This is a genomic window from Hydrogenophaga sp. R2, from assembly GCF_049843595.1.
Taxonomy (GTDB): domain Bacteria; phylum Pseudomonadota; class Gammaproteobacteria; order Burkholderiales; family Burkholderiaceae_C; genus Hydrogenophaga.
This window is the reverse complement of sequence record NZ_JBBHZN010000001.1, coordinates 708,933-732,191: the sequence shown is the minus strand read 5'-3', so window position 1 is coordinate 732,191 and position 23,259 is coordinate 708,933. Positions and strand designations below refer to the sequence as shown.

The 23,259-nt window shown below is 68.8% G+C and carries 24 protein-coding genes; 15 read left to right on the top strand and 9 right to left on the bottom strand.

Going from position 1 to position 23,259, the window contains the following annotated elements; genetic code table 11:
* Window positions 1–14: 14 nt before the first annotated feature.
* From clpA to icd, 3 genes are all read right to left on the bottom strand, one after another.
* Window positions 15–2,351: an ATP-dependent Clp protease ATP-binding subunit ClpA gene (clpA, locus tag WD026_RS03565; protein ID WP_425722272.1), complete on the bottom strand. Its 2,337-nt coding sequence runs from the start codon at window positions 2,349–2,351 to the stop codon at window positions 15–17.
* Window positions 2,352–2,429: 78 nt separating this feature from the next.
* Window positions 2,430–2,786, bottom strand: coding sequence for an ATP-dependent Clp protease adapter ClpS (gene clpS / locus WD026_RS03560; protein ID WP_086120923.1), 357 nt, complete (start codon window positions 2,784–2,786; stop codon window positions 2,430–2,432).
* A gap of 297 nt (window positions 2,787–3,083) precedes the next feature.
* The gene (gene icd / locus WD026_RS03555; protein WP_425722271.1) at window positions 3,084–4,337 is read right to left on the bottom strand and encodes an NADP-dependent isocitrate dehydrogenase; all 1,254 of its coding nucleotides are present in this window, start codon (window positions 4,335–4,337) and stop codon (window positions 3,084–3,086) included.
* A 173-nt stretch (window positions 4,338–4,510) separates the two neighbouring features.
* Between icd and WD026_RS03550 the strand changes: the two genes are divergently transcribed.
* The gene (locus tag WD026_RS03550) at window positions 4,511–5,002 is read left to right on the top strand and encodes a DUF192 domain-containing protein (protein ID WP_425722270.1); all 492 of its coding nucleotides are present in this window, start codon (window positions 4,511–4,513) and stop codon (window positions 5,000–5,002) included.
* Window positions 5,003–5,071: 69 nt separating this feature from the next.
* Here WD026_RS03550 and WD026_RS03545 read toward each other — a convergent pair whose 3' ends face one another.
* Together WD026_RS03545 and xseA are read right to left on the bottom strand one after the other, a co-directional pair.
* Window positions 5,072–5,653: a superoxide dismutase gene (locus WD026_RS03545; RefSeq protein WP_425722269.1), complete on the bottom strand. Its 582-nt coding sequence runs from the start codon at window positions 5,651–5,653 to the stop codon at window positions 5,072–5,074.
* A 93-nt stretch (window positions 5,654–5,746) separates the two neighbouring features.
* Window positions 5,747–6,970 carry an exodeoxyribonuclease VII large subunit gene (gene xseA, locus WD026_RS03540; protein WP_425723196.1) on the bottom strand — a complete coding sequence of 408 codons (1,224 nt, stop codon included), beginning with the start codon at window positions 6,968–6,970 and terminating at the stop codon, window positions 5,747–5,749.
* A gap of 372 nt (window positions 6,971–7,342) precedes the next feature.
* Here xseA and WD026_RS03535 point away from each other — a divergent pair, with 372 nt between their 5' ends.
* The 6 genes from WD026_RS03535 (at window position 7,343) to adk (ending at window position 11,242) form a co-directional block, all read left to right on the top strand.
* Window positions 7,343–7,984, top strand: a complete 642-nt coding sequence (locus tag WD026_RS03535) for a MotA/TolQ/ExbB proton channel family protein (RefSeq protein WP_425722268.1) — start codon at window positions 7,343–7,345, stop codon at window positions 7,982–7,984.
* Between the two features lies 1 nt (window position 7,985).
* Window positions 7,986–8,423 carry an ExbD/TolR family protein gene (locus tag WD026_RS03530; RefSeq protein ID WP_425722267.1) on the top strand — a complete coding sequence of 146 codons (438 nt, stop codon included), beginning with the start codon at window positions 7,986–7,988 and terminating at the stop codon, window positions 8,421–8,423.
* A 52-nt stretch (window positions 8,424–8,475) separates the two neighbouring features.
* A complete protein-coding gene (lpxK, locus tag WD026_RS03525) occupies window positions 8,476–9,501 on the top strand; it encodes a tetraacyldisaccharide 4'-kinase (protein ID WP_425723195.1) in 1,026 nt (341 codons plus the stop codon).
* Window positions 9,482–9,688: a Trm112 family protein gene (locus WD026_RS03520; protein WP_425722266.1), complete on the top strand. Its 207-nt coding sequence runs from the start codon at window positions 9,482–9,484 to the stop codon at window positions 9,686–9,688. Before lpxK ends, WD026_RS03520 begins: the two co-directional genes overlap by 20 nt.
* A gap of 1 nt (window position 9,689) precedes the next feature.
* On the top strand, window positions 9,690–10,472 hold the full coding sequence (gene kdsB / locus WD026_RS03515) for a 3-deoxy-manno-octulosonate cytidylyltransferase (RefSeq protein WP_425722265.1): 783 nt from the start codon (window positions 9,690–9,692) through the stop codon (window positions 10,470–10,472).
* Window positions 10,473–10,585: 113 nt separating this feature from the next.
* On the top strand, window positions 10,586–11,242 hold the full coding sequence (gene adk, locus WD026_RS03510) for an adenylate kinase (RefSeq protein ID WP_425722264.1): 657 nt from the start codon (window positions 10,586–10,588) through the stop codon (window positions 11,240–11,242).
* Window positions 11,243–11,269: 27 nt separating this feature from the next.
* Here adk and WD026_RS03505 read toward each other — a convergent pair whose 3' ends face one another.
* From WD026_RS03505 to WD026_RS03495, 3 genes are read right to left on the bottom strand one after another with little or no spacing between them, the layout of a single operon-like run.
* Window positions 11,270–11,746, bottom strand: coding sequence for a DUF6152 family protein (locus WD026_RS03505; RefSeq protein WP_425722263.1), 477 nt, complete (start codon window positions 11,744–11,746; stop codon window positions 11,270–11,272).
* An 18-nt stretch (window positions 11,747–11,764) separates the two neighbouring features.
* Entirely contained in the window at window positions 11,765–12,184 is a 420-nt protein-coding gene (locus WD026_RS03500) for a hypothetical protein (RefSeq protein WP_425722262.1), read from the bottom strand.
* Window positions 12,184–13,161, bottom strand: a complete 978-nt coding sequence (locus WD026_RS03495; RefSeq protein ID WP_425722261.1) for an asparaginase — start codon at window positions 13,159–13,161, stop codon at window positions 12,184–12,186. Before WD026_RS03495 ends, WD026_RS03500 begins: the two co-directional genes overlap by 1 nt.
* A 62-nt stretch (window positions 13,162–13,223) precedes the next feature.
* Here WD026_RS03495 and lexA point away from each other — a divergent pair, with 62 nt between their 5' ends.
* The 3 genes from lexA to WD026_RS03480 all read left to right on the top strand — a co-directional run bounded on the left by lexA (window position 13,224) and on the right by WD026_RS03480 (window position 15,519).
* Window positions 13,224–13,904, top strand: coding sequence for a transcriptional repressor LexA (lexA, locus tag WD026_RS03490; protein ID WP_425722260.1), 681 nt, complete (start codon window positions 13,224–13,226; stop codon window positions 13,902–13,904).
* A 231-nt stretch (window positions 13,905–14,135) separates the two neighbouring features.
* Window positions 14,136–14,462, top strand: coding sequence for a hypothetical protein (locus tag WD026_RS03485; protein WP_425722259.1), 327 nt, complete (start codon window positions 14,136–14,138; stop codon window positions 14,460–14,462).
* 49 nt (window positions 14,463–14,511) lie between these two features.
* Entirely contained in the window at window positions 14,512–15,519 is a 1,008-nt protein-coding gene (locus WD026_RS03480; RefSeq protein ID WP_425722258.1) for a D-2-hydroxyacid dehydrogenase family protein, read from the top strand.
* An 18-nt stretch (window positions 15,520–15,537) separates the two neighbouring features.
* On the opposite strand, the gene WD026_RS03475 is transcribed toward WD026_RS03480, so the two are convergent.
* The gene (locus WD026_RS03475; RefSeq protein WP_425722257.1) at window positions 15,538–17,562 is read right to left on the bottom strand and encodes a hypothetical protein; all 2,025 of its coding nucleotides are present in this window, start codon (window positions 17,560–17,562) and stop codon (window positions 15,538–15,540) included.
* A gap of 167 nt (window positions 17,563–17,729) precedes the next feature.
* Here WD026_RS03475 and WD026_RS03470 point away from each other — a divergent pair, with 167 nt between their 5' ends.
* Genes WD026_RS03470 through WD026_RS03450 form a run of 5 tightly spaced genes read left to right on the top strand, consistent with a single transcriptional unit; the run spans window position 17,730 to window position 23,259 of the window.
* A complete protein-coding gene (locus tag WD026_RS03470; RefSeq protein ID WP_425722256.1) occupies window positions 17,730–19,250 on the top strand; it encodes a 3-hydroxyacyl-CoA dehydrogenase in 1,521 nt (506 codons plus the stop codon).
* 8 nt (window positions 19,251–19,258) lie between these two features.
* The gene (locus WD026_RS03465) at window positions 19,259–20,038 is read left to right on the top strand and encodes an oxepin-CoA hydrolase, alternative type (protein WP_425722255.1); all 780 of its coding nucleotides are present in this window, start codon (window positions 19,259–19,261) and stop codon (window positions 20,036–20,038) included.
* Window positions 20,039–20,098: 60 nt separating this feature from the next.
* Entirely contained in the window at window positions 20,099–20,818 is a 720-nt protein-coding gene (locus WD026_RS03460) for a Crp/Fnr family transcriptional regulator (protein WP_425722254.1), read from the top strand.
* A 43-nt stretch (window positions 20,819–20,861) separates the two neighbouring features.
* Window positions 20,862–21,947: a phosphotransferase family protein gene (locus WD026_RS03455; protein ID WP_425722253.1), complete on the top strand. Its 1,086-nt coding sequence runs from the start codon at window positions 20,862–20,864 to the stop codon at window positions 21,945–21,947.
* A 52-nt stretch (window positions 21,948–21,999) separates the two neighbouring features.
* Window positions 22,000–23,259 carry an acyl-CoA dehydrogenase family protein gene (locus WD026_RS03450; RefSeq protein WP_425722252.1) on the top strand — a complete coding sequence of 420 codons (1,260 nt, stop codon included), beginning with the start codon at window positions 22,000–22,002 and terminating at the stop codon, window positions 23,257–23,259.

Here is a 23,259-nt window from a genome sequence, read left to right as displayed (position 1 = left end):
ATGCTGCCTGACGGTCAGTCGGCGGTCGCCTCTTCGGGCTTGGCCTTGCCTTCCTTCTTGGGCGTGGGCTGGATGTCCAGATCGACTTCCTGGGTCTCCTTGCCGTCTTCGCCGGTCTTGGTGACCAGGTCCACGGTCAGGCGACCCCCGTCGGTGAGGCGACCGAACAGCAGCTCGTCGGCCAGGGCACGGCGGATGGTGTCCTGGATCAGGCGCTGCATGGGGCGGGCGCCCATGAGCGGGTCGAAACCCTTCTTGGCCAGGTGCTTGCGCAGCACGTCGGTGAAGGTGACCTCCACCTTCTTCTCGGCCAGCTGGGTCTCCAGCTGAAGCAGGAACTTGTCCACCACCCGCAGGATGATGTTCTCGTCCAGGGCCTTGAAGCTGACGATGGCGTCCAGACGGTTGCGGAACTCCGGCGTGAACAGGCGCTTGATGTCGGCCATCTCGTCACCGGCTTCACGCGGGTTGGTGAAGCCGATGGTGGCCTTGTTCATGGTCTCGGCACCCGCGTTGGTGGTCATGATGATGATCACGTTGCGGAAATCGGCCTTGCGCCCGTTGTTGTCGGTCAGCGTGCCGTGGTCCATGACCTGCAGCAGCACGTTGAAGATGTCCGGGTGCGCCTTCTCGATCTCGTCGAGCAGCAGCACCGCGTGCGGCTTCTTGGTGATGGCCTCGGTCAGCAGACCGCCCTGGTCGAAGCCCACGTAGCCCGGAGGCGCACCGATCAGGCGGCTCACGGCGTGGCGCTCCATGTACTCCGACATGTCGAAGCGGATCAGGTCGATGCCCATGATGTAGGCCAGCTGCTTGGCGGCTTCGGTCTTGCCCACGCCGGTGGGGCCGCTGAACAGGAAGGCGCCGATGGGCTTGTCGGCCTTGCCCAGACCGGAGCGGGCCATCTTGACGCTGGACGCCAGCACCTCCAGGGCCTTGTCCTGGCCGAACACCACGCTCTTGAGGTCGCGCTCCAGCGTCTGCAGCTTGCTGCGGTCGTCGTTGGACACGTTGGCGGGCGGGATGCGGGCGATCTTGGCCACGATCTCTTCCACCTCGGCCTTGCCGATGGTCTTCTTGCGCTTGCTGGCCGAGAGGATGCGCTGGGCCGCACCGGCCTCGTCGATCACGTCGATGGCCTTGTCGGGCAGGTGGCGGTCGTTGATGTACTTGGCGCTCAGTTCGGCAGCGGCCTGCAGGGCGGCCACGGCGTACTTGACGTTGTGGTGCTCCTCGAAGCGGCTCTTGAGGCCCTTGAGAATGTCCACCGTCTGCTCCACCGTGGGCTCGACCACGTCCACCTTCTGGAAGCGGCGGGACAGGGCAGCGTCCTTCTCGAAGATGCCGCGGTACTCGGTGAAGGTGGTGGCGCCGATGCACTTGAGCTGGCCGCTGGAGAGCGCCGGCTTGAGCAGGTTGGACGCGTCCAGCGTGCCGCCCGAAGCCGCGCCGGCCCCGATCAGGGTGTGGATCTCGTCGATGAACAGGATGGCGTTGGGCTTGTCCTTGAGCGACTTGAGCACGCCTTTGAGGCGCTGCTCGAAGTCACCGCGGTACTTGGTGCCGGCCAGCAGCGCGCCCATGTCGAGCGAGTACACGGCGCTTTCGGCCAGGATCTCGGGCACGTCGCCCTGGGTGATGCGCCAGGCCAGGCCCTCGGCAATGGCCGTCTTGCCCACGCCGGCCTCGCCCACGAGCAGCGGGTTGTTCTTGCGGCGGCGGCACAGGATCTGGATGACGCGCTCCACCTCGTACTCGCGGCCGATCAGGGGATCGATCTTGCCGTCCTTGGCCATCTGGTTGAGGTTCTGGGTGAACTGCTCCAGCGGCGACTGCTTCTCGTTGCCCTTGGTCTCGGTGGCTTCCTCGTTCTCGGCCGCGCTCTCGCCGGACTTGGTCGGCTCCGGCGGGTCGCTCTTGCGGATGCCGTGGGCGATGAAGTTCACCACGTCCAGGCGGGTCACGCCCTGCTGGTGCAGGTAGTACACGGCGTGGGAGTCCTTCTCGCCGAAGATGGCCACCAGCACGTTGGCGCCGGTGACTTCCTTCTTGCCGTTGCCGGTGCTCTGCACATGCATGATGGCGCGCTGGATCACGCGCTGGAAGCCCAGGGTGGGCTGGGTGTCGACCTCGTCGGTGCCGGCCACCTGCGGGGTGTTGTCCTTGATGAAGTTCGTCAGGGACTTGCGCAGGTCTTCGATGTTGGCGGAGCAGGCGCGCAGCACCTCGGCCGCGCTGGGGTTGTCCAGCAGGGCCAGCAGCAGGTGCTCGACGGTGATGAATTCGTGCCGTTGCTGCCGGGCCTCGACAAAGGCCATATGCAGGCTGACTTCAAGTTCTTGGGCAATCATGGGCACGTCCTTTGGGCTGGGGGTCGGAAATCGGAGGCTGGTGAGACAGTTTGGGTTCCAGATGGGGTGCCAGGCGGCTTATTCAACCGGTTCACTCAGGCATTGCAAGGGATGGCCGGCCGCACGGGCGGCCTGCAGCACCTGATCCACCTTGGTGCCGGCCACATCGCGGGTATACACCCCGCAGATGCCTTTGCCCTCCAGGTGGATCTTCAACATGATCTGGGTGGCGGTTTCCCGGTCCTTGCTGAAGAACTCCTGGATGACGTGCACCACGAACTCCATGGGCGTGAAGTCGTCGTTGAGCAACACCACCTGGTACATCTGGGGCGGCTGGATGCGCTGGGCACGGCGCTCCAGCACCACCGCGTCGTCGCTGCCCACCGACGGCGGCGCGGCGGGGTTTTCGGGTTTCTTGGGGGTCTCGGAAGCCATGGAATGATTCTAGCGAGAGCCCCGGCCTTGTCGGGTCGGGACGAATTGGCCCCACAGCGCCTGAGGGCGCCGGAGTCCAGGGCATCGGACGGGGAGCAGGCCAGCGATCCATGGGCACATTCTGGACCCGCCTCAGTCCCGGCATTCGTCAGGACTGGCCGGTAAATCCCGGGCAGTTTCGGGTGGCCGACCGGCGGCACTGCTGCGGATTCACCCCCCGGAATGGACAAGGGCCCCGGGGTGCCGATGCACCCCGGGGCCCTTGGCATGCAGCGGGCAGCCCGGCTGCCCGACCCATCACATGTGGTCGATCATCACCTGACCGAAGCCGGAGCAGCTGACCTGGGTGGCGCCGTCCATGAGGCGGGCGAAGTCGTAGGTGACCTTCTTGGACAGGATGGCCTTCTCCAGCGAGGAGATCACCAGGTCGGCGGCTTCCTTCCAGCCCATGTGGCGCAGCATCATCTCGGCCGACAGGATTTCGGAACCGGGGTTCACATAGTCCTTGCCGGCGTACTTGGGCGCGGTGCCGTGGGTGGCTTCGAAGCAGGCCACGCTGTCGGACAGGTTGGCGCCCGGGGCAATGCCGATGCCACCCACCTGCGCGGCCAGCGCGTCGGAGATGTAGTCGCCGTTCAGGTTCAGGGTGGCGACCACCGAGTACTCGGCCGGGCGCAGCAGGATCTGCTGCAGGAAGGCGTCGGCGATCGAGTCCTTGACGATGATGTCCTTGCCGGTCTTCGGGTTCTTGAACTTGCACCACGGGCCGCCGTCGATGAGCTCGGCACCGAACTCGCGCTGGGCCAGGGCGTAGGCCCAGTCACGGAAGCCACCTTCGGTGTACTTCATGATGTTGCCCTTGTGCACGATGGTCACGCTGGGCTTGTCGTTGTCGATGGCGTACTGGATGGCCTTGCGCACCAGGCGCTCGGTGCCCTCGATGGACACCGGCTTGATGCCGATGCCCGAGGTCTCGGGGAAGCGGATCTTGGTGACACCCATCTCGTCCTGCAGGAACTTGATGAGCTTCTGGGCCTTGGGCGTCTTGGCTTCGTATTCGATGCCGGCGTAGATGTCTTCCGAGTTCTCGCGGAAGATGACCATGTTGGTCTTCTCGGGCTCTTTCAGGGGGCTGGGCACGCCCTTGAAGTACTGCACCGGGCGCAGGCAGACGTAGAGGTCAAGCTCCTGGCGCAGGGCCACGTTGAGCGAACGGATGCCGCCGCCCACCGGGGTGGTCAGCGGGCCCTTGATGGACACCACGTACTCGCGCAGGGCGTGCAGGGTTTCTTCGGGCAGCCACACGTCCGGGCCGTAGACGCGGGTCGACTTCTCGCCGGCGTACACCTCCATCCAGTGGATCTTGCGCTGGCCGCCGTAGGCCTTGGCCACGGCCGCGTCCACCACCTTGAGCATCACCGGGGTGATGTCGAAGCCGGTACCGTCGCCTTCGATGTAGGGCACGATGGGCTGGTCAGGCACGTTGAGCGACATGTCGGCATTGACAGTGATCTTCTGGCCTTGGGCGGGCACTTTGATGTGCTGGTACATGGAATCGGGTCTCCGGATGGTGCGGTGTGAGGTCGGCTCCTGGCGCGGGGTTCGTGCCAGGTCCGCGAAACATCATTTCACATGATGCGCGGCGAATGATTTTAGCCCCACAGACTGTATCGGCCCTGACAGCAGGTGTCACCCGAACCGGTGGCGGCGCTACCATGCCCGCCATGCCGATCACCACCCGACTCACCTCCCGCCTTCGAGTCCTTTGCATCGCCGCCCTGGCCGGGCTGATGCTCGCTGCACCACCCTCTGCCCGCGCCCAGAACGACGGGCAGCCTCAGCTCAACCTGCCCCGCGTGGCGCTGTCGGCCGGAATGCACCGCATCGACGCCCAGGTGGCCGCCACCCCGGTGCAGCGCCAGATCGGCCTGATGCACCGGCGCGAGATGCCGGTGCACGAGGGCATGCTGTTCGTGTTCGAACAACCGGCCACCCAGTGCTTCTGGATGCGCAACACGCTCATTCCGCTGACCGCCGCCTTCGTGGCGGACGACGGCCGCATCGTCAACCTGGCCGACATGCAGCCGCTGTCCGAAGCCAGCCACTGCTCCACCGAGCCGGTGCGCTACGTGCTGGAAATGAACCAGGGCTGGTTTGCCAAGCGGCGCATCGCTGCCGGCTTCCGGCTCACCGGCACGCCGTTCGCGGCCCGCTGACCCCGGATCCCGACCACAAAAAAAGCGGCCCGGGGGCCGCTTTTTTCATGCGTGAACCGTTGCCGGTGATCAGGCGAAGTTCTTCTCGGCGAACGACCAGTTGACCAGCTGGTCCAGGAAGGTCTCGACGAACTTCGGACGCATGTTGCGGTAGTCGATGTAGTAGGCGTGCTCCCACACGTCCACGGTCAGCAGGGCCTTGTCGGCGGTGGTCAGCGGGGTGCCGGCCGCACCGGTGTTGACGATGTCCACCGAGCCGTCGGCCTTCTTCACCAGCCAGGTCCAGCCGGAGCCGAAGTTGCCCACGGCGCTCTTGACGAAGGCTTCGCGGAAGGCGGCGTAGCTGCCCCACTTGGCGTTGATGGCCGCGGCCAGGGCGCCGGTGGGCTCGCCGCCGCCGTTGGGCTTCATGCAGTTCCAGAAGAAGGTGTGGTTCCAGATCTGGGCCGCGTTGTTGTAGATGCCGCCGCTGGACTTCTTGATGATGGACTCCAGGTCCATGCTCTCGAACTCGGTGCCCTTCTGCAGGTTGTTCAGGTTGACCACGTAGGCGTTGTGGTGCTTGCCGTGGTGGAACTCCAGGGTCTCGCGGCTGTAGTGCGGGGCCAGATCGTCCAGACCGTAGGGCAGTGCGGGCAGGGTGTGTTCCATGGGGATGTCCTCTTGATTGGGGTTGGCGGGATGAGCGCGCATTGTAGGCAGCGCGTGTGACGCTGCCGGCAGCAGGGTTGTTGGGGCGCGGCGTCAGCGCGCGACCAGGTCGACCGATCCGTCGGCCAGGGTGGCGCGCACCGCCTGCCCCGGCCCGATGTCGGCCGCGCGGGTGATGGCCTGGCCGTCCGGGTCGGTCAGCCAGGCATAGCCGCGCTCCAGCACCAGGGCGGGATCGAGCAGGCCCAGTGCCATCCCGCTGCGCTGCAGGCGTTGCTGGCGCAACTGCATGTCGTGCTGCAGCGCCGCCGGCAAGCGTTGCGCCAGCAGCTCGATGCGCTGGCGCGACCGGGCGGTACTGCGCGCCAGCCCCTGCTGCAGCCGGGCCTGCAGGCGGTCGAGCTGCTGCGCGGCCTGGTGCAGCCGGACCGAGGGGCGCCCCAGCCGCTGCGCCAGCCAGTCCAGCCGCTGCCCGCGCTGGTCGATGGCCTGGTGCACCGCGTCGGTCAGGCGCTCCTGCGCATAGGCCAGTTCACCCAGGCGCTGCTCCAGCGAAGGCGCACACAGCTCGGCAGCGGCCGTGGGGGTGGGCGCGCGCAGGTCGGCCACGAAGTCGGCCAGGGTGAAATCGGTCTCGTGACCCACGCCGCACACCACCGGCATGGGTGCACGGGCCAGCATGCGGACCACGGCCGGGTCGTTGAAGGACCACAGGTCTTCCAGCGAGCCGCCGCCACGCACCACCAGCAGCACGTCACAGGCCAGGGGACCGCCCTGCAGCGCATAGGCGCGGTCGAGTGCGGCCACCAGCTCGGCCGGGGCCTGCGCGCCCTGCACCGAGGCCGGGAACAGCAGCACCGGAATGTGGGGCACCCGCCGGCGCAGCGCCGTGGCCACATCGCGCAGCGCGGCGGCGCCCAGCGAGGTCACCACGCCGATGCGGTGCGGCTGGGCCGGCAACGGCCGCTTGCGGGCGGCGTCGAACAGGCCCTCGGCCTCCAGCTGGGCCTTCAGGCGCAGGAACTGCTCGAACAGCGCGCCCTGCCCGGCGGCCTGCAGGCTGTCCACGATGAGCTGAAGGTCGCCCCGGGGACCGTACACGTCGAGCTTGCCCCGGGCCACCACGCGCTGGCCGTCGCGCGGCGCAAAGCCCAGCTGGTCGGCGGCGCGGCGGAACATGGCGCAGCGCACCTGGCCGGTGTCGTCCTTGAGCGAGAAGTAGCAATGACCGCTGGCCGCGCGCGAGAAGCCGGAAATCTCGCCCTGCACCGCCACCGGGTTGAAACGGGCCGCCAGCGCATCCGCAATGGCGCGCATCAGCGGGCCGACGGCCCACACGCGCCCGCCGGCATCGGGGGCTGAGAGGTCGAGACCGGCATCTGCCGGGGTTCTGGAGGAATATCTGTCCACAAGCCGCGCTCCGTCTGGGTTTTGCCGGCCAGGCCTCGAAAGGCCGCCGTCTTCGCGCCACACTGTTGATTTGTGAGCACTTTCGGGTGCCCGTTCGGTGAGCAGATCATGCCATCGTGAGGATTCACCACGGGTGGACGGGCGGGGGCCTGCCGTTCTCCACAAAGTTATCCACAGAATCGGTGGGCAGGTCGGTGGCCTGACGATCGGCCGGAGGCTGCGCCATAATCCGCGCGTCGCCCGTCCGCCGCCCCTGCGGCCAACGCCTGGAGCCCCGTTTTGCTGTCCATCATCCAAGCCGCCGGCTGGCCGATCTGGCCACTGATTGCGTGTTCCGTCATCGGCCTGGCGCTCATCGTGGAGCGCTTCCTCAGCCTCAAGACCGCCAAGGTCATCCCGCCCAAGCTGCTGGATGAGGCCATCATGGTCTCTCGCAACGGTGTGCCCGGCTCCGACGTGGTGGCCCAGCTGGAGGCCAATTCGGCCCTGGGTGCGGTGCTGGCCAGCGGTTTTCGCGCCATGCACGCCAACCCCCGCGTCAGCGAGGACGACCTGCGGGCCAGCCTGGAAAGCACCGGCCGCCTGGTGGCGGCCCGGCTGCAGAAGTACCTGGGCGCCCTGGCCACCATCGCGTCGGCCGCGCCGCTGCTGGGCCTGCTGGGCACGGTCATCGGCATGATCGAGATCTTCGGCTCGCAGGCGGGCGACGGCCTGGGCGTGGTGCCCGGTGGCGGCAACCCGGGCCAGCTGGCGCACGGCATCTCGATCGCGCTCTACAACACGGCCTTCGGCCTGATCGTGGCCATCCCGGCGCTGATCTTCTGGCGTTACTTCCGCTCCCGGGTGGACGACTACCTGCTGGCCATGGAAGTGTCGGCCGACCGCTTTGCCCGCCACCTGCTGACCCTGCGCAAGGCCTGACATGAACTTCCGCCCCGGCACCCGCGACGAGCCCGAGATCAACCTGATCCCGTTCATCGACATCCTGCTGGTCGTCCTGATCTTCCTGGTGCTCACCACCACCTACAGCAAGTACACCGAGCTCCAGGTCAACCTGCCCACGGCGGACGCCGAGAAGCCGCAGTCCAACCCGCGCGAGGTGGTGGTGTCGGTGGGTGCCGACGGGCGTTTTGCGGTCAACCGGCTGGTGCTGGACGCCGGCTCGGTCGACTCCCTGGTGGCGGCCATCGGCGAGGCGGCACGGGACGATCGCGAAGCCATGGTGATCATCAGCGCCGACGCGGCCGCCAGCCACCAGTCGGTCATCCATGTGATGGACGCAGCACGGCGTGCGGGCCTCTCGCGCATCACCTTTGCCACCCAGCAGGGTGGCGCCGGCCGGGCCCGTGCAAGGCCCTGACAGCGGCGCAGCGGCAGCGCGCAAGGCCCTGCGCGAACAGCGCTGGCGCCGCATGGCCGCCAGCAGGGCCTGGCCCGCTCCCCTCTTCCTTCCGTTGGCCTGGCTGTACGGCCTGAGCGTGGCCCTGCGCCACCAGCTGTACCGGCTGGGCTGGCTGCGCAGCGAGCGCCTGCCGGTGCCGGTGCTGGTGATCGGCAATCTGGTGGCCGGCGGTGCCGGCAAGACGCCCGCCACCCTGGCGGTCGTGCAGCACCTGCAGCGCCAGGGCTGGACGCCGGGCGTGATCTCGCGCGGATACGGGCGCGCGTCGGGTTCGGCGATGCCGGTCGGTGCAGGCTCCTCGGCCGCCGACGTGGGTGACGAACCGCTGCTGATCGCACGCCGCACCGGTGCGCCGGTGTTCGTGGCATCGCGGCGGGCCGAGGCAGGCCGGGCCCTGATCCAGGCCCATCCGGCGGTGAACGTGCTGGTCTGCGACGACGGCCTGCAGCACCGCCCGCTGCAGGCCACGGTGCGGCTGGCCGTGTTCGACGACCGGGGTGTGGGCAACGGCTGGCTGCTGCCAGCCGGTCTGCTGCGCGAACCATGGCCCCCACGCGGCGCACAGCCGGTGCCCGATCTGGTGTGGCAGCAGACCCCCGGACCGCACGCAGCCCGGCTTCATGCCCCGGGCATCCCGGTCTGGCCGGTGGTCAGGCGCCTGGCCGCACAGGCGGTATCGGTCGACGGGCAGACCCTCCCGTTGCAACAGCTGGGCCGTGCCCCGGTGCGGGCACTGGCCGGCATCGCCCGGCCCGAGGCGTTCTTCGGCATGCTGCGGGAGGCGGGCGTGGAGCCGGCGCGCTGCATCGCCCTGCCCGACCATGCCGACGCCGACGCCATCCGCGCCGCGCTGGCCGATGACCCGCACACGACCGTGGTCTGCACCGAGAAGGATCTGGTCAAGCTGGCCGGGCTGGGGCTGAGCTGTCCGGTGTGGGCGGTGCCGCTGGCGCTGGAGGTGCCGGCCGAAGCCCTGCAGGCGCTCGATGCGGCACTGTCGGCCTATCATCCCGCCCATGGACACCAAACTGCTTGAATTGCTGGTCTGCCCGGTCACCAAGGGGCCGCTGAGCTTCGACCGTGAACGCCAGGAACTGATCTCGCGCCCGGCGCGCCTGGCCTACCCGGTGCGCGACGGCATTCCCATCCTGCTCGAGCACGAAGCCCGGCCCCTGACCGACGACGAGCTGGCCCGCCCCAGCGCCCCGGCACCGCTGGGCTGACATGGCGCACGCCGATTTCACCGTGCTGATCCCGGCACGGATGCGCTCGACCCGCCTGCCCGACAAGCCCCTGGCCGACATCGCCGGCCTGCCCATGGTGGTGCGGGTGGCGCAGCGGGCCGCACAGAGCCAGGCCGCCCGCTGCGTGGTGGCGGCCGACGATGCCCGCATCGTGGACGCCTGCACCCGGCACGGCGTGGCAGCAATCCTGACCCGCGACGACCATCCCAGCGGCAGCGACCGCCTGGCCGAAGCCTGCACCCTGCTGCATCTGCCGGACGAGGCCATCGTGGTGAACGTGCAGGGCGACGAACCCCTGATCGATCCGGCCCTGATCGACGCGGTGGCGGCCGAACTGCAGCGCCGGTCCGACTGCGTGATGAGCACCGCCGCCCATGCCATCGACCGGCACGAGGACTGGGTGAATCCCAACGTGGTGAAGGTGGTGACCGACATCGAGGGCACCGCCCTGTACTTCAGCCGGGCGCCGCTGCCATGGTGGCGCGATGCGCCCGCCACCCCCACCCTGCCCTCGCCGGCACCGCTGCGGCATGTGGGCATCTATGGTTACCGGGCCGGATTCCTGCGCCGCTTTCCGGCGCTGGCACCGTCGCCGCAGGAGCAGCTGGAATCGCTGGAGCAGCTGCGGGTGCTGTGGCACGGCGGGCGGATTGCGGTGCACGTCACGCCGCATGCGCCGGGCCCTGGCGTGGACACGCCACAGGACCTGGAACGCGTGCGACGCGCCCTGGAAAACCCGGGCCGGATACCCCCCGGCCTGTAAGCCGGCACCATGGCGGGGCATGCTATCCTCGCCGCGCTGTCCCGGTGCCCACGCCCGGGTGGGTTGCGCGCCATGCGCAACCACGCCACCGAATACTCTGCAAAAGGAAAACGATGAGACTCATCCTGTTGGGCGCACCGGGTGCCGGCAAAGGAACGCAAGCGACCTTCATCTGCCAGAAATACGGCATTCCCCAGATCTCCACCGGCGACATGCTGCGCGCCGCCGTCAAGGCCGGCACCCCGCTGGGCCTGCAGGCCAAGGCCGTGATGGAGTCCGGTGGTCTGGTCAGCGACGACCTGATCATCAACCTGGTGAAGGAACGCATCGCCCAGCCCGACTGCGCCAACGGTTTCCTGTTCGACGGCTTCCCGCGCACCATCCCCCAGGCCGACGCCATGAAGGCGGCCGGCGTCAAGCTGGACTACGTGCTGGAGATCGATGTGCCGTTCGACGCCATCATCGAACGCATGAGCGGGCGTCGCTCGCACCCGGCCTCGGGCCGCACCTACCACGTCAAGTTCAACCCGCCCAAGGTGGCCGGCGTGGACGACGTGACCGGCGAGCCCCTGATCCAGCGCGAGGACGACAAGGAAGAGACCGTCAAGAAGCGCCTGGACGTGTACAGCGCCCAGACCCGCCCGCTGGTGGACTACTACAGCAGCTGGGCCAAGGCCGACCCGGCCGCCGCACCGAAGTACCGCGCCATCAGCGGCATGGGTTCGGTCGACGAGATCACCAGCCGCGCCATGCAGGCCCTCTCGGCCTGACGCGTCCGGCGCGGTCCTGCCCCCGGCTCAGGCCGGGCCGGACCGCAAGCCCACGACACGGCCGTCGTGGAACACATACTCGGCGCGCAGCAAGGGCGCACCTTTTTCTTCGGCGAAGGTGAAACCCACCACCGCCACAGGATCGCCCTGCACGATCTCCTTCATCTGCCACTGCTGCAGCCGGAACAGGGGCGCCAGCTCCACCTCCCAGCGGCGTTCGGCGCGGCGCGGCAAGGTGGTGCGGGCCAGCAGGGCCGGGCCGTCCACCCCGGCCTGCTGGGCAGGCAGGCTGCGGCGCGGCAGATCGGCCGGCAGCACCAGCTTCTCGGGCAGTTCCAGCAGCAGCTCGGCGTGGGGGTTGCGCCAGCGCACCTCGGCCACGCGGCCTTCCAGGTAGAGGGGGCGGTTCTGGTCGAAGCTGCTCCAGCCGTGGTGGGCCCAGGCGGGCACGGCGGCTCCAGCGGCCAGGGTGGTCAGCAGCAGATCACGTCGGTGCAGGTTCATGCAGGTTCCTCTTGAAGATCACCAGTAACCGATCCAGCGGCCGCAGGTGATGACCAGCAGCCACAGGACGGTCGACAACAGCAGGGATGCGCGGGCGGCGAAGTCCTGCCTTTCCAGCGAGCGCCGGGCGTGGAACCAGCCCGCATTGCAGGCGGCCAGCATCATCAGCGCCACCTTGATTGTGAACATGCGGTTGGCCAGCAGTTCCATGGGCTGGGTGGCGAACATGAGCAGCCCGCTCAGGGCCGCCAGCCCGAAGCCACCCAGGGCCAGCCCCAGGGACAGGCGGGCCAGCGGGGCCACCGGCACCTCGGCGGCCAGGCCCCACACCCGCACCTCCAGCAGCACCAGGTTGCCCAGCAGCAGGGCGATGCCCACGATGTGCACCACCTCCAGCATGGGATAAGCCCAGGGATGGGCCCCCAGCGCCGCGCCCATCAGACCCCCGCCAGCTGCAGCGACAACGCCAGCCGGGCCTTGGCCGGCGACAGCCCGTCCAGATCGGGGAAAGGCTGCGCGGACCAGCCCACCACCGAGCCTTCGGTGCAGCGCGTGGCCAGCACCACACGCATGCCGGCGTCGCGGGCGCGGTGCAGGGCCGCCTGCAGGCGCTCGTGCAGCGAACCGTTGCCGGTGCCTGCCACCACGATGCCCCGGCAGGCCTGATCGGGCGAATGGGCGGCCTGCATCACCAGGGCGTCCACCAGCCCGCCATCGGCATCGGCATGGCTGGTCACCCAGGCCACACGGGGCAGCGCGCGCAGGGCCGCAAACCGGTCTGCGGCCGCCTGGTCCAGGCCTTCAGGCGCGGCGGCAGGCCAGTCGCGAAAGCGCCGCAGCCGCCCCTCCTCCACCACGCCCAGCGGGCCGGCCTCGCCCGAGGAAAACGGCTGCACCCGGTACGGATGCACCTTGGCCACATCCTTGGCCAGGTGCGCCTGACCGCCGCACACCACGCTCACGCCGCAGGCCCCGGGCGCCTGCACCACGGCCAGGGCGTCGGACAGGTTCTGCGGGCCATCGGGCGACACCGCGGTGGCCGGCCGCATGGCGCAGGTCAGCACCACCGGCCTGGCCGGGCGCAACAGGCGCTGCAGCAGCCACGCGGTTTCCTCGATCGTGTCGGTGCCGTGCGTGATCACCACACCGGCCACCTCGGGCCGCTGCAGGTGCGCCACCAGCCGGGCCACCAGCGCCTGCCACACCGGCAGCGTCATGTCCTTGCTGTTGATCTGGGCCACCTGCTCCACATCCACCGCCTGATCAGCCCAGGCCGGCAACCCGGCCAGCAGCTCCTGCACCGGCACCTGGCCGGCCTTGTAGCCCACGTTGTCGCCGGCCACGGTGGCACGCCCGGCAATGGTGCCGCCGGTGCCCAGAATGACGATGCGACGCGGCTGTGCTGAATCCGACACTTGTCAAACCCTTCCCAACTGGTTAAAAATACAGGCACTGTACAAACACACAGGACCACACCATGTTCGACAGCAGTGCTCCCAAGCTGACGGCCCGCCAGCAACAGATCCTGGAACTCATCCAGTCGGCCATTGCCCGCACCGGGGCACCGCCGACCCGGGCCGAGATCGCCAGCGAACTGGGCTTCAAGTCGGCCAACGCCGCCGAAGAACACCTGCAGGCGCTGGCCCGCAAGGGCGTCATCGAACTGGTCAGCGGCACTTCACGCGGCATCCGGCTGCGCAGTGTCGATCTGCAGAGTATCAACCAGAGCCGCAGCCGCCAGCTCAACCTGCCGCTGCCGGGCCTGTCGCAGCTGTCCCTGCCCCTGATTGGCCGCGTGGCGGCCGGTTCGCCCATCCTGGCGCAGGAGCATGTGGACCAGACCTACCAGGTCGAAAGCAGCCTGTTCCAGCGCACGCCCGACTACCTGCTGCGGGTGCGCGGCATGTCCATGCGCGACGTCGGCATCATGGACGGCGACCTGCTGGCGGTGCAGTCCACCCGCGAAGCCAAGAACGGCCAGATCGTGGTGGCGCGTCTGGGCGAGGACGTGACCGTCAAGCGCTTCATGAAGCAGGCCGGGCACATCGAGCTGCGGGCCGAAAACCCCGACTACCCCACCATCGTGGTGGAGCCGGGCGAACCCTTCGAGATCGAAGGTCTGGCCGTCGGCCTCATCCGCAACAGCTTCCAGATCTGACCGCCGTCGGCGGACTGTCGTCCTCGCAGGTGGCGGGCGCTGGTGGCTGTTGCCGCCGGCCCTGCGAGGCCCGACACACCGATCAATCCTGCCTGTGTTCAACCTCCAACGGAGATTCACATGGGACTTTTCTTCTCTGCACGCAGCTGGCGCGCACCGCTGCAACTGATCGACTGCTGGCTGCCGGAACCTGGTGCCGCCAGCCTCGCACGGCAACACGCGCAAGGCAGCATGCCGATACGCCCTGCCACCGGGCAGACCTCGGCCACGGTGCAGCGGTTCGCCCGGGCGGGCTGGCTGGGACGGCCGGCGGCCAACGCCCCGCGGCTGGACGACCCGACCGACCCGCATGGTGGCCCGGCCTCGGCCAGCCAGCCCGGCGGTGCCGTACAAACAAGCCAGCAGAGGGGCCAGCAGAAGGGCCAGCACACAGCCCAGCGCACGGCGGCTCGCCGCGGCGCCGGCGCCCGCTTGGTGCTCTCAGGGCGCATGGACCAGGTGTGTGCCGAACTGGAGCGTCTGGCCGCCCAGGAAGAGGCGCTGCAACGCGCCGCCTGAAGGCCCGCACAGCCCGGTCCGGTTCCGACCGGCGGGCACAATACGGGTCATGAACATCGTGATCCTCGACGACTACCAGGACGCCGTGCGCAAGCTGGCCTGCGCAGACAAGCTGGAACCCTACCCGGCCAAGGTATTCACCAACACGGTCAAGGGCGTCGGTCAGTTGTCCATCCGCCTGCGGGATGCCGACATCCTGGTGCTCATCCGCGAGCGCACCCAGATCACGCGGCAGCTGATCGAAAAGCTGCCGCGCCTCAAGCTGATCGCCCAGACCGGCAAGGTCGGCGCCCATGTGGACGTGGCCGCCTGCACCGAGCGCGGCATTGCCGTGGCCGAGGGCGTGGGCTCGCCGGTGTCCACCGCCGAGCTCACCTGGGCGTTGATCATGGCGTCCATGCGGCGGATTCCGCAGTACGTGTCCAACCTCAAGCATGGGGCCTGGCAGCAGTCGGGGCTCAAGTCGTCGGCCATGCCGGCCAACTTCGGCATCGGCATGGTGCTGCGGGGCAAGACCCTGGGCATCTGGAGCTTCGGGCGCATCGGCGAAATCGTGGCGGGCTATGGCCGCGCCTTCGGCATGCGGGTCATCGTCTGGGGCAGCGAGGACGCACGCGCCCGCGCGGCAGCCCAGGGCTACGAGATTGCCGCGGGCCGCGATGCGCTGTTCGAGCAGTCCGACGTGCTGTCGCTGCACCTGCGGCTGGCCCCCGGCAACCACGGCTGCGTGACGCTGGACGACCTGAGCCGCATGAAACCCACGGCCCTGCTGGTGAACACCTCGCGGGCCGAACTGATCGAGCCGGAAGCGCTGCTGACCGCGCTCAACCGGGGACGGCCGGGGCTGGCCGCCGTGGACGTGTTCGAGTCCGAGCCCATCCTGCAGGGCCACGCCCTGCTGCGGCTGGAGAACTGCATCTGCACGCCCCACATCGGCTATGTGGAGCAGGACAGCTACGAGCTGTATTTCGGCTCCGCGTTCGACAACGTGGTGAACTTCATCAAGGGCACCCCGACCAACATCGTCAATCCGGGCGCCCTGCAGGTCCGGCGCTGAGCCGGCACGACCACCCCGTCAGGGGCGTGCGGGTGGCTGGGTAGGCCGGCCTTCGCCGTCGTCACCGTCCGGGTGGCTGCCAGGCGCCGGCACGGCGCGCGAGGCGCTGATCGGCGCGCTGCCGGTACCGGCCTTGTCGAAGTCGAACACCTCGAAATCGATCAGGCCGTCGTTGGCCTTGTCGGCCGCCGGGGCAGCGGGCCCGTCGGCCAGCGGCACGTCGGGCAGCGAGGCCTCGAAAGCCTGCACCGCCAGTTCGTCCAGGTTGACGTCCAGACCCAGGCGGGGCGACGCCGGCGGCGTCTGGTCGGCCATGGGCATGGTGATGCGGCCTTCGCGCAGCTCGGCATTGCGGCTGACGGCCTTCAGGGGCTCCATGGCGGTGTGCTGGAAGCTGGTCCTGGGCGACACCTCCGGCGCCTGCTTCTCGATCATGTCCTTGGCCATCGCGTGCAGCAGCAGCAGCTCGCGGTAGGCCTCCAGATCGAACACCTCGGTCTCTTCGTCCTGCAGGTCGCGGAAGATGGAGCGCTCGATCAGGTCGAGCACGCGCGGCTGGGGCCACAGGGCCTGGATGCGCGCAAACGCGGTGTCGTAAGCCTCCAGACCCTTGCCCTGGGCGGTGTAGCGGTCGAAGGCGGGAGCGTCGGCGTTGAACAGGTGGTTGAACTCGTCGCGCAGGGACTCGTAGTCCTTCTGGCGGCCCAGGCGGTGGTAGATGCGGAACAGGTCGAGGTAGGCCAGCGGGCTGGGCTCGTGGCTCTCGGCCAGGTGGTTGCGCAGCACCTGGATGGCCTGCTCGTCCTCGCCCAGCGACACGAAGAAGTCGGCCTGCTGCTGCACGTCGAACAGTTCCTCGGTGGCCACGGCGCGGTTGGTGCCCATGGCACTGGGCGCAAACTCGCGCTGGTCGGCGGCCGACACCGGCGGCACCACCAGCGGACGCACCGGCTCGCGGGGCGTGGGCATCACCTTGGAGCGCACCGGCGGCGAGCCGGCGTCCAGGTCGATCTGCACATCGATGTCGCCGTGGTCGGTCAGCGGCATCAGGTCGCTGCTGCCGGTGGGCACGCGGCGCGTCGCAGCAGACGGCTCGGCAGCCGGCGCGTCCGCGCCCTGACCGCTCCACCAGGCCTTCTCGTCCGGCGCGCCGGCCTTGCGGCGGTTGAGGCGGCTCATGCGGGCCAGCGCCCCCAGGCACAAGAGCAGCAGACCGGCCAGCGCCCAGACCACCGGGTTGTTGAAGCGCTCGCTGCGCGCCTGCTCCAGCTGCTGGGTGAGCACGGCCAGGCGTTCCTGCTGCTCTTTCTGGGCGGCCAGCACGCGGGCCAGATCGGCCTGCACCTGGGCCAGGGCTTCGTTGCCGCGGGCGGCATCCTGGGCACCACCATTGAGCTCGTCCCAGCGGCGGGCCGCGTCAGCCCGCTCGGTCTCGCTGCTCGACGGGCCGGCGCCCAGTGCCGAGGACAGCTTGAGATCGGGTTCGGCCGCCGCCACCGGGTCCACCGGATCGAGCTTGAGCCGGGGCTTGGCCGGCTCGGCCGGCGCAGCGGCCTTGGGACGCGCAGCCTGGGTACCGGCGTCACGGGGTTTGGTGGGGGGACGGGTCACCGGGCGCGGCGTCGGTGCCACGGCCGGGCGGCTGGCGGCCGGCGCTGCCGCCGGTGCGGTCACGGGGGCAGGCTGGGCAGGCGCAGCGGCGCCTGCAGCGGCCGCCGCTGCAGCGGCAACCGGTGCCGGTGCCGACGGAGCCGGCGCCACCGGCTCGGACAGCGGATCGGCCAGCAGCGTGTAGCGGCGGCTGAACGCGTTGTCGCATCCCGCCCGCATGTACAGGCTGACGAAGGCTTCGTTGATGGCAGGCGCTGCCTGCACCCGCACCGAGCTCTCGGCCCCGTTCGTGCCGCGCGTGACCGTCACGGTCACCAGACCCGAGGGCACCTGAGAGTCGCCGTAGAACACGTCGGCGGCAATGCACTGGCTCAGGGGGTCTTCGTCGGGAGACGCGATCACCTGCAGTCGCACGTCCAGCGGGCGACCCACGATGGCTTGTCCGGAATGGCGGCCAAGCGTCACTGCGGAACTGCTCAGAGCCGTTGATAGCAAAATACAACCTGTCCAGAACTGGCGCACGTTCTTGTCCTTGGGTTCACACGTTGAAACATTCTGGCATACCCGGTAGGGTGCCCACCCCAAATAAAACACACTTTATGCAACCTATTTTCGGAAATGTGGCAGTAGTTGGCACTGGCGCCATGGGCCGGGGCATCGCCCAGATGGCCGCACAGGCCGGCGCCACGGTCTGGCTGCTCGATACCCAACCCGGTGCCGCAGAGGCCGCGCGCACCGCGCTGGAGGGCACCTGGACCGCCCTGGTGGCCAAGCAGCGCATGGCCGCCGACGCCGCGACCGACTGCACCGCGCGGCTTCGCATTGCCTCTGGCATGGCCGATCTGGCGGTGTGTGATCTGGTGGTGGAGGCCATCGTCGAGCGGCTGGATGTGAAGCAGAAGGTGTTTGCCGAACTGGAAGCCATCGTCGGACCCGATGCGGTGCTGGCGACCAACACCTCGTCGCTGTCGGTCACGGCGATTGCGGCCGCGCTCAAGCGCCCGCAGCGTTTTGCCGGCTGGCACTTCTTCAACCCGGTGCCGCTGATGAAGGTGGTGGAAGTGATCGCCGGTCTCAAGACCGATGCTGCCGTGTGCCAGCGCCTGGACGCCTTCGCCCGCGCCTTCGGCCACACGCCGGTGATGGCCCAGGACACGCCGGGCTTCATCGTCAACCACGCCGGCCGGGGCTACGGCACCGAAGCGCTGCGCATCGTCGGCGAGAGCGTGTCGGACTTCGCCACCATCGACCGCATCCTCAAGGACCAGCTGGGCTTTCGCCTGGGCCCGTTCGAGCTGATGGACCTGACGGCACTGGATGTGTCGCACCCGGTCATGGAATCGATCTACCACCAGTACTACGAGGAGCCGCGTTACCGCCCCAGCGTGATCACCGCGCAGCGCCTGGCCGGCGGCGTGGTGGGCAAGAAGGTGGGCGAAGGCTTCTACCGCTACCAGGACGGCAAGGCCCAGGTACCGGCCGAGCCGGCAGTGCCGGCCGATGCCACCCGGCCGCCGGTGTGGGTGTCGCCCAAGGCGGCCCGCCGCGCCGAGCTGTACCAGCTGCTCAAGGACCTGGGCGCGGTCATCGAGACCGGTGCTGCGCCGTCGGCGCAGGCCCTCATCCTGGTGGCACCCCTGGGCATGGACGTGACCACGCTGGCCGCCGTGGAGCGCCTGGACGCCACCCGCACACTGGGCATCGACATGATGCTGGAGGACGCCGCCGTCAAGCGCCGCGTGCTGGCCACCAACCCGGCCACCCGGCCCGACATGCGCGACGCCGCCCACGCCCTGTTCGCCCGCGACGGCAAGCCGGTGAGCGTGATCCGCGACAGCGGCGGCTTCGTGTCGCAGCGGGTGGCCGCCACCATCGTCAACATCGCCGCCGACATCTGCCAGCAGGGCATCTGCACGCCGGCCGATCTGGAACTGGCCGTGACGCTGGGCCTGGGCTACCCCATGGGCCCGCTGGCCCTGGGCGACCGCATCGGCCCGACCAATGTGCTGGAGATCCTGTTCAACCTGCAGACGGTCTACGGCGACACGCGTTACCGCCCCTCCCCGTGGCTGCGCCGCCGTGGCGCCCTGGGCCTGAGCCTGAAGCACGAAGAAGCCTGAGGCCCGCCATGACCGCCAGCCTCAAGAGCCATTCGGTGGGCAGCTCCCTGGTGCTGACCATCAGCAACCCCGAACACCGCAACGCCCTCGGGCCGGAGCTGTACGCCGCCGGCGTGGAGGCGCTGTCGGTGGCCGAGGGCAACCCGGACGTGCGCAGCATCGTCATCACCGGCGAAGGCAGCCATTTCTGCGCCGGGGGCAACCTGCAGCGCCTGCTGGCCAACCGCCAGAAGCCGCCGCAGGTGCAGGCCGAGAGCATCGAGGGTCTGCACAACTGGATCGAGACCATCCGCGCCTGCCCCAAGCCGGTGATCGCCGCCGTCGAAGGCTCGTGCGCCGGTGCCGGCTTCTCGCTGGCCCTGGCCTGCGACTTCGTGGTGGCCGCGGCCAACGCGGTGTTCGTCATGGCCTACAGCAATGTGGGCCTGTCGCCCGACGGCGGCGCCACCTGGAGCCTGGTGCGCGCCCTGCCCCGCGCCACCGCGCTCCAGCTGCTCATGGGCGGTGAACGCATCACGCCCGAGCGGCTGCAGCAGCTCGGCGTCATCAACACCGTGTGCGGCAACGGCGAGGCGCTGGACCAGGCCCTGACGCTGGCCGAGCGCCTGAACGCCCGTGCGCCCAACGCCCTGGCCAGCATCAAGGACCTGGTCAACGACGCGGCATCGGTCAGCCTGCACACCCAGCTGGCGGCCGAGCGCGACCACTTCGTGCGCAACCTGCACCACGCCAACGCGGGTGAAGGCATTGCGGCCTTCATGGAAAAACGGCCGGCCAGCTACCGCTGAAGCCCCGTTGGTCCCAGGGGCGACAGCCCCTGCCCTCCCCAGTCACTCACAAGACATGCCATGGACGAACCGATTCTGACAATGGAAGAACGCGAGGCGATCAACAACGGTCGCTGGTTCTCCAACCTCTCCCCCTCCCTGCGGCACGACATTCTTCGATGCGCCTACGTCAAACGGTTCAAGGACGGCGACCTGATCGTGGCCCGGGGCGATCCACCCTCGGAGTGGACCGCCGTGGCCAAGGGCGCGGTGCGGGTGAGCTCGACCTCGCTCTCGGGCAAGCAGATCACGCTGACCTATGTGGAGCCGGGCGTGTGGTTCGGGGATGTGGCCATGTTCGACGGCGACCAGCGCACCCACGATGCCTATGCCCACGGGCCGACCACCCTGCTCTGCGTGGCCCGCAACGATTTCCAGAAGATCCTGGCCACCCATGTGGAGCTGTACGAGGCGCTCATGCGCCTGCAGGCGCGGCGCATCCGCACGCTCTTCGGCCTGGTGGAAGACCTCAACACCCTGCCGCTGCGCGCCCGGCTGGCCAAGCAGCTGCTGCACCTGGTGCGCAGCTACGGCGTGCCCTGCCTGAGCGACGGCAACGAGATGCGCATCGGCCTGCAGCTGGCACAGGAAGAACTGGCGCAGCTGCTGGGCGCCTCGCGCCAGCGCGTGAACCAGGAACTCAAGTCGATGGAGCGCGAGGACGCCATCCGCATCGAACAGGGCGGCCTGGTGGTGCGCAACCGCTCGATGCTCATGCGCATCGCCGAATCCGACGCCTGACCGGACTGCCGAGCAGCCGGTCCCAACCCACCGAGCTGACGGCATGACCGATTCCCAGAACTTCACCGGCACCCGCCCGGTTTCCAGCCAGCACGCCTTCGACACCGACACCCTGAGCGCCTGGCTGCAGCTGCACCTGCCCGGCTTTGAAGGGCCCATGACGGTGGAGATGTTCAAGGGCGGGCAGTCCAACCCGACCTACAAGCTCATCACCCCGCAGCGCGCCTACGTGATGCGCGCCAAGCCGGGCCCGGTGGCCAAGCTGCTGCCCTCGGCCCACGCCATCGAGCGCGAGTTCCGCGTGATGAGCGCCCTGCGCGGCACCGGCGTGCCGGTGGCACAGATGCATGTGCTGTGCGAGGACGAGTCGGTGATCGGCCGCGCCTTCTATGTGATGGAGTGCGTGAATGGCCGCGTGCTGTGGGACCAGTCGCTGCCCGACATGGACCGGGCCGGCCGCGCCGCGCTGTACGACGAGATGAACCGGGTGCTGGCCGCGCTGCACAGCGTCAAGCCGGACGAGGTGGGGCTGGACGGTTACGGCAAGCCGGGCAACTACTTCGAGCGCCAGATCGGCCGCTGGAGCAAGCAGTACGTGGCGTCCATCACCCAGCCCATCCCCGAGATGGACCGCCTGATGGAGTGGCTGCCGCAGAACATCCCCGCCATGGCCCGCGACGAGAACCTGGTGTCGGTGGTGCATGGCGACTACCGGCTGGACAACCTGATGTTCCACCCGAGCGAGCCCCGCGTGCTGGCCGTGCTCGACTGGGAACTCTCCACCCTGGGCCACCCGCTGGCCGACTTCAGCTACCACTGCATGTCGTGGCACATACCGCCCGGCCTGTTCCGCGGCATCGGCGGGCTGGACCTGGCGTCGCTCGGCATCCCGAGCGAGGCCGAGTACATCGAGCGTTACTGCGAGCGCACCGGCTTCGCCACGCCGCAGCAACTCCAGGCCGACTGGAACTTCTACCTGGCCTACAACATGTTCCGCCTGGCGGCCATCCTGCAGGGGATCGGCAAGCGGGTGGAGGCCGGCACTGCATCAAGCGAACAGGCCGTGCGCTCGGCCGCCGGCGCCCGACCCATGGCCGAGATGGCCTGGCGCTTTGCCCAGGGTGGCTGAACGCCGACGCTCCCCTCATTTCAAATAACCCACGATCCCACCAGGAGCCACCATGAACTTCGATTACACCGACAAGGTCAAGGCCATGCGCGAGCGTCTGCTCGCCTTCATGGACGAACACATCTACCCCAACGAGGCCCGCTTCTTTGCCGAGATCGCCGCCAACCGCGCGGCCGGCAACGCCTGGATCCCCACGAAGATCATCGAAGAGCTCAAGCCCAAGGCCCGCGCCGCCGGCCTGTGGAACCTGTTCCTGCCGCGCAGCCCGCGCGCACCGGAGGGCCTGTCCAACCTGGAATACGCACCGCTGTGCGAGATCATGGGCCGGGTGCCGTTTGCGGCCGAGGTCTTCAACTGCTCGGCGCCCGACACCGGCAACATGGAGACCTTCGAGCGCTATGCCAGCGAGGAACTCAAGGACCAGTGGCTGGAGCCGCTGCTGCGCGGCGAGATCCGCTCGGCCTTCCTGATGACCGAACCCGAGGTGGCCTCGAGCGATGCCACCAACATCCAGTGCCGCATCGAGCGCGATGGCGACGAGTACGTCATCAACGGCCGCAAGTGGTGGTCGTCGGGCGCCGGTGACCCGCGCTGCGCCGTGTACATCGTCATGGGCAAGAGCAACCCGGACGCGCCCCGCCATTCGCAGCAGTCCATGATCATCGTGCCGGCCAACAGCAAGGGCATCAAGGTGGTGCGCCCGCTCAGCGTGTTCGGCTACGACGACGCGCCGCACGGCCACATGGAGGTGGTGCTGGAGAACGTGCGCGTGCCGGCGGGCAATCTGCTGCTGGGCGAAGGCCGTGGCTTCGAGATCGCCCAGGGCCGCCTCGGCCCCGGCCGCATCCACCACTGCATGCGCTCCATCGGCGCCGCCGAACGCGCCCTCGAACTGATGTGCCAGCGCCTGAACAGCCGCGTGGCCTTCGGCAAGCCGGTGTCGGCCCAGTCGGTCTGGCACGAGCGCATCGCCGATGCGCGCTGCCGCATCGAGATGGCCCGCCTGCTCACGCTCAAGGCCGCCTACATGATGGACACGGTGGGCAACAAGGTGGCCAAGGCCGAGATCGCCATGATCAAGGTGGTGGCGCCCAACATGGCCTGCGACATCATCGACATGGCCATCCAGGCCCATGGCGGCGGTGGCGTGAGCGACGATTTCCCGCTGGCCTACAGCTATGCCAACCAGCGCACCCTGCGCCTGGCCGACGGTCCGGACGAGGTGCACCGCCAGTCCATCGCCAAGCTGGAGCTGGCCCGTCACATGGCGATCAAGACCGAGGTCGAGATGCCCATCACCCGCGGCAGCTGA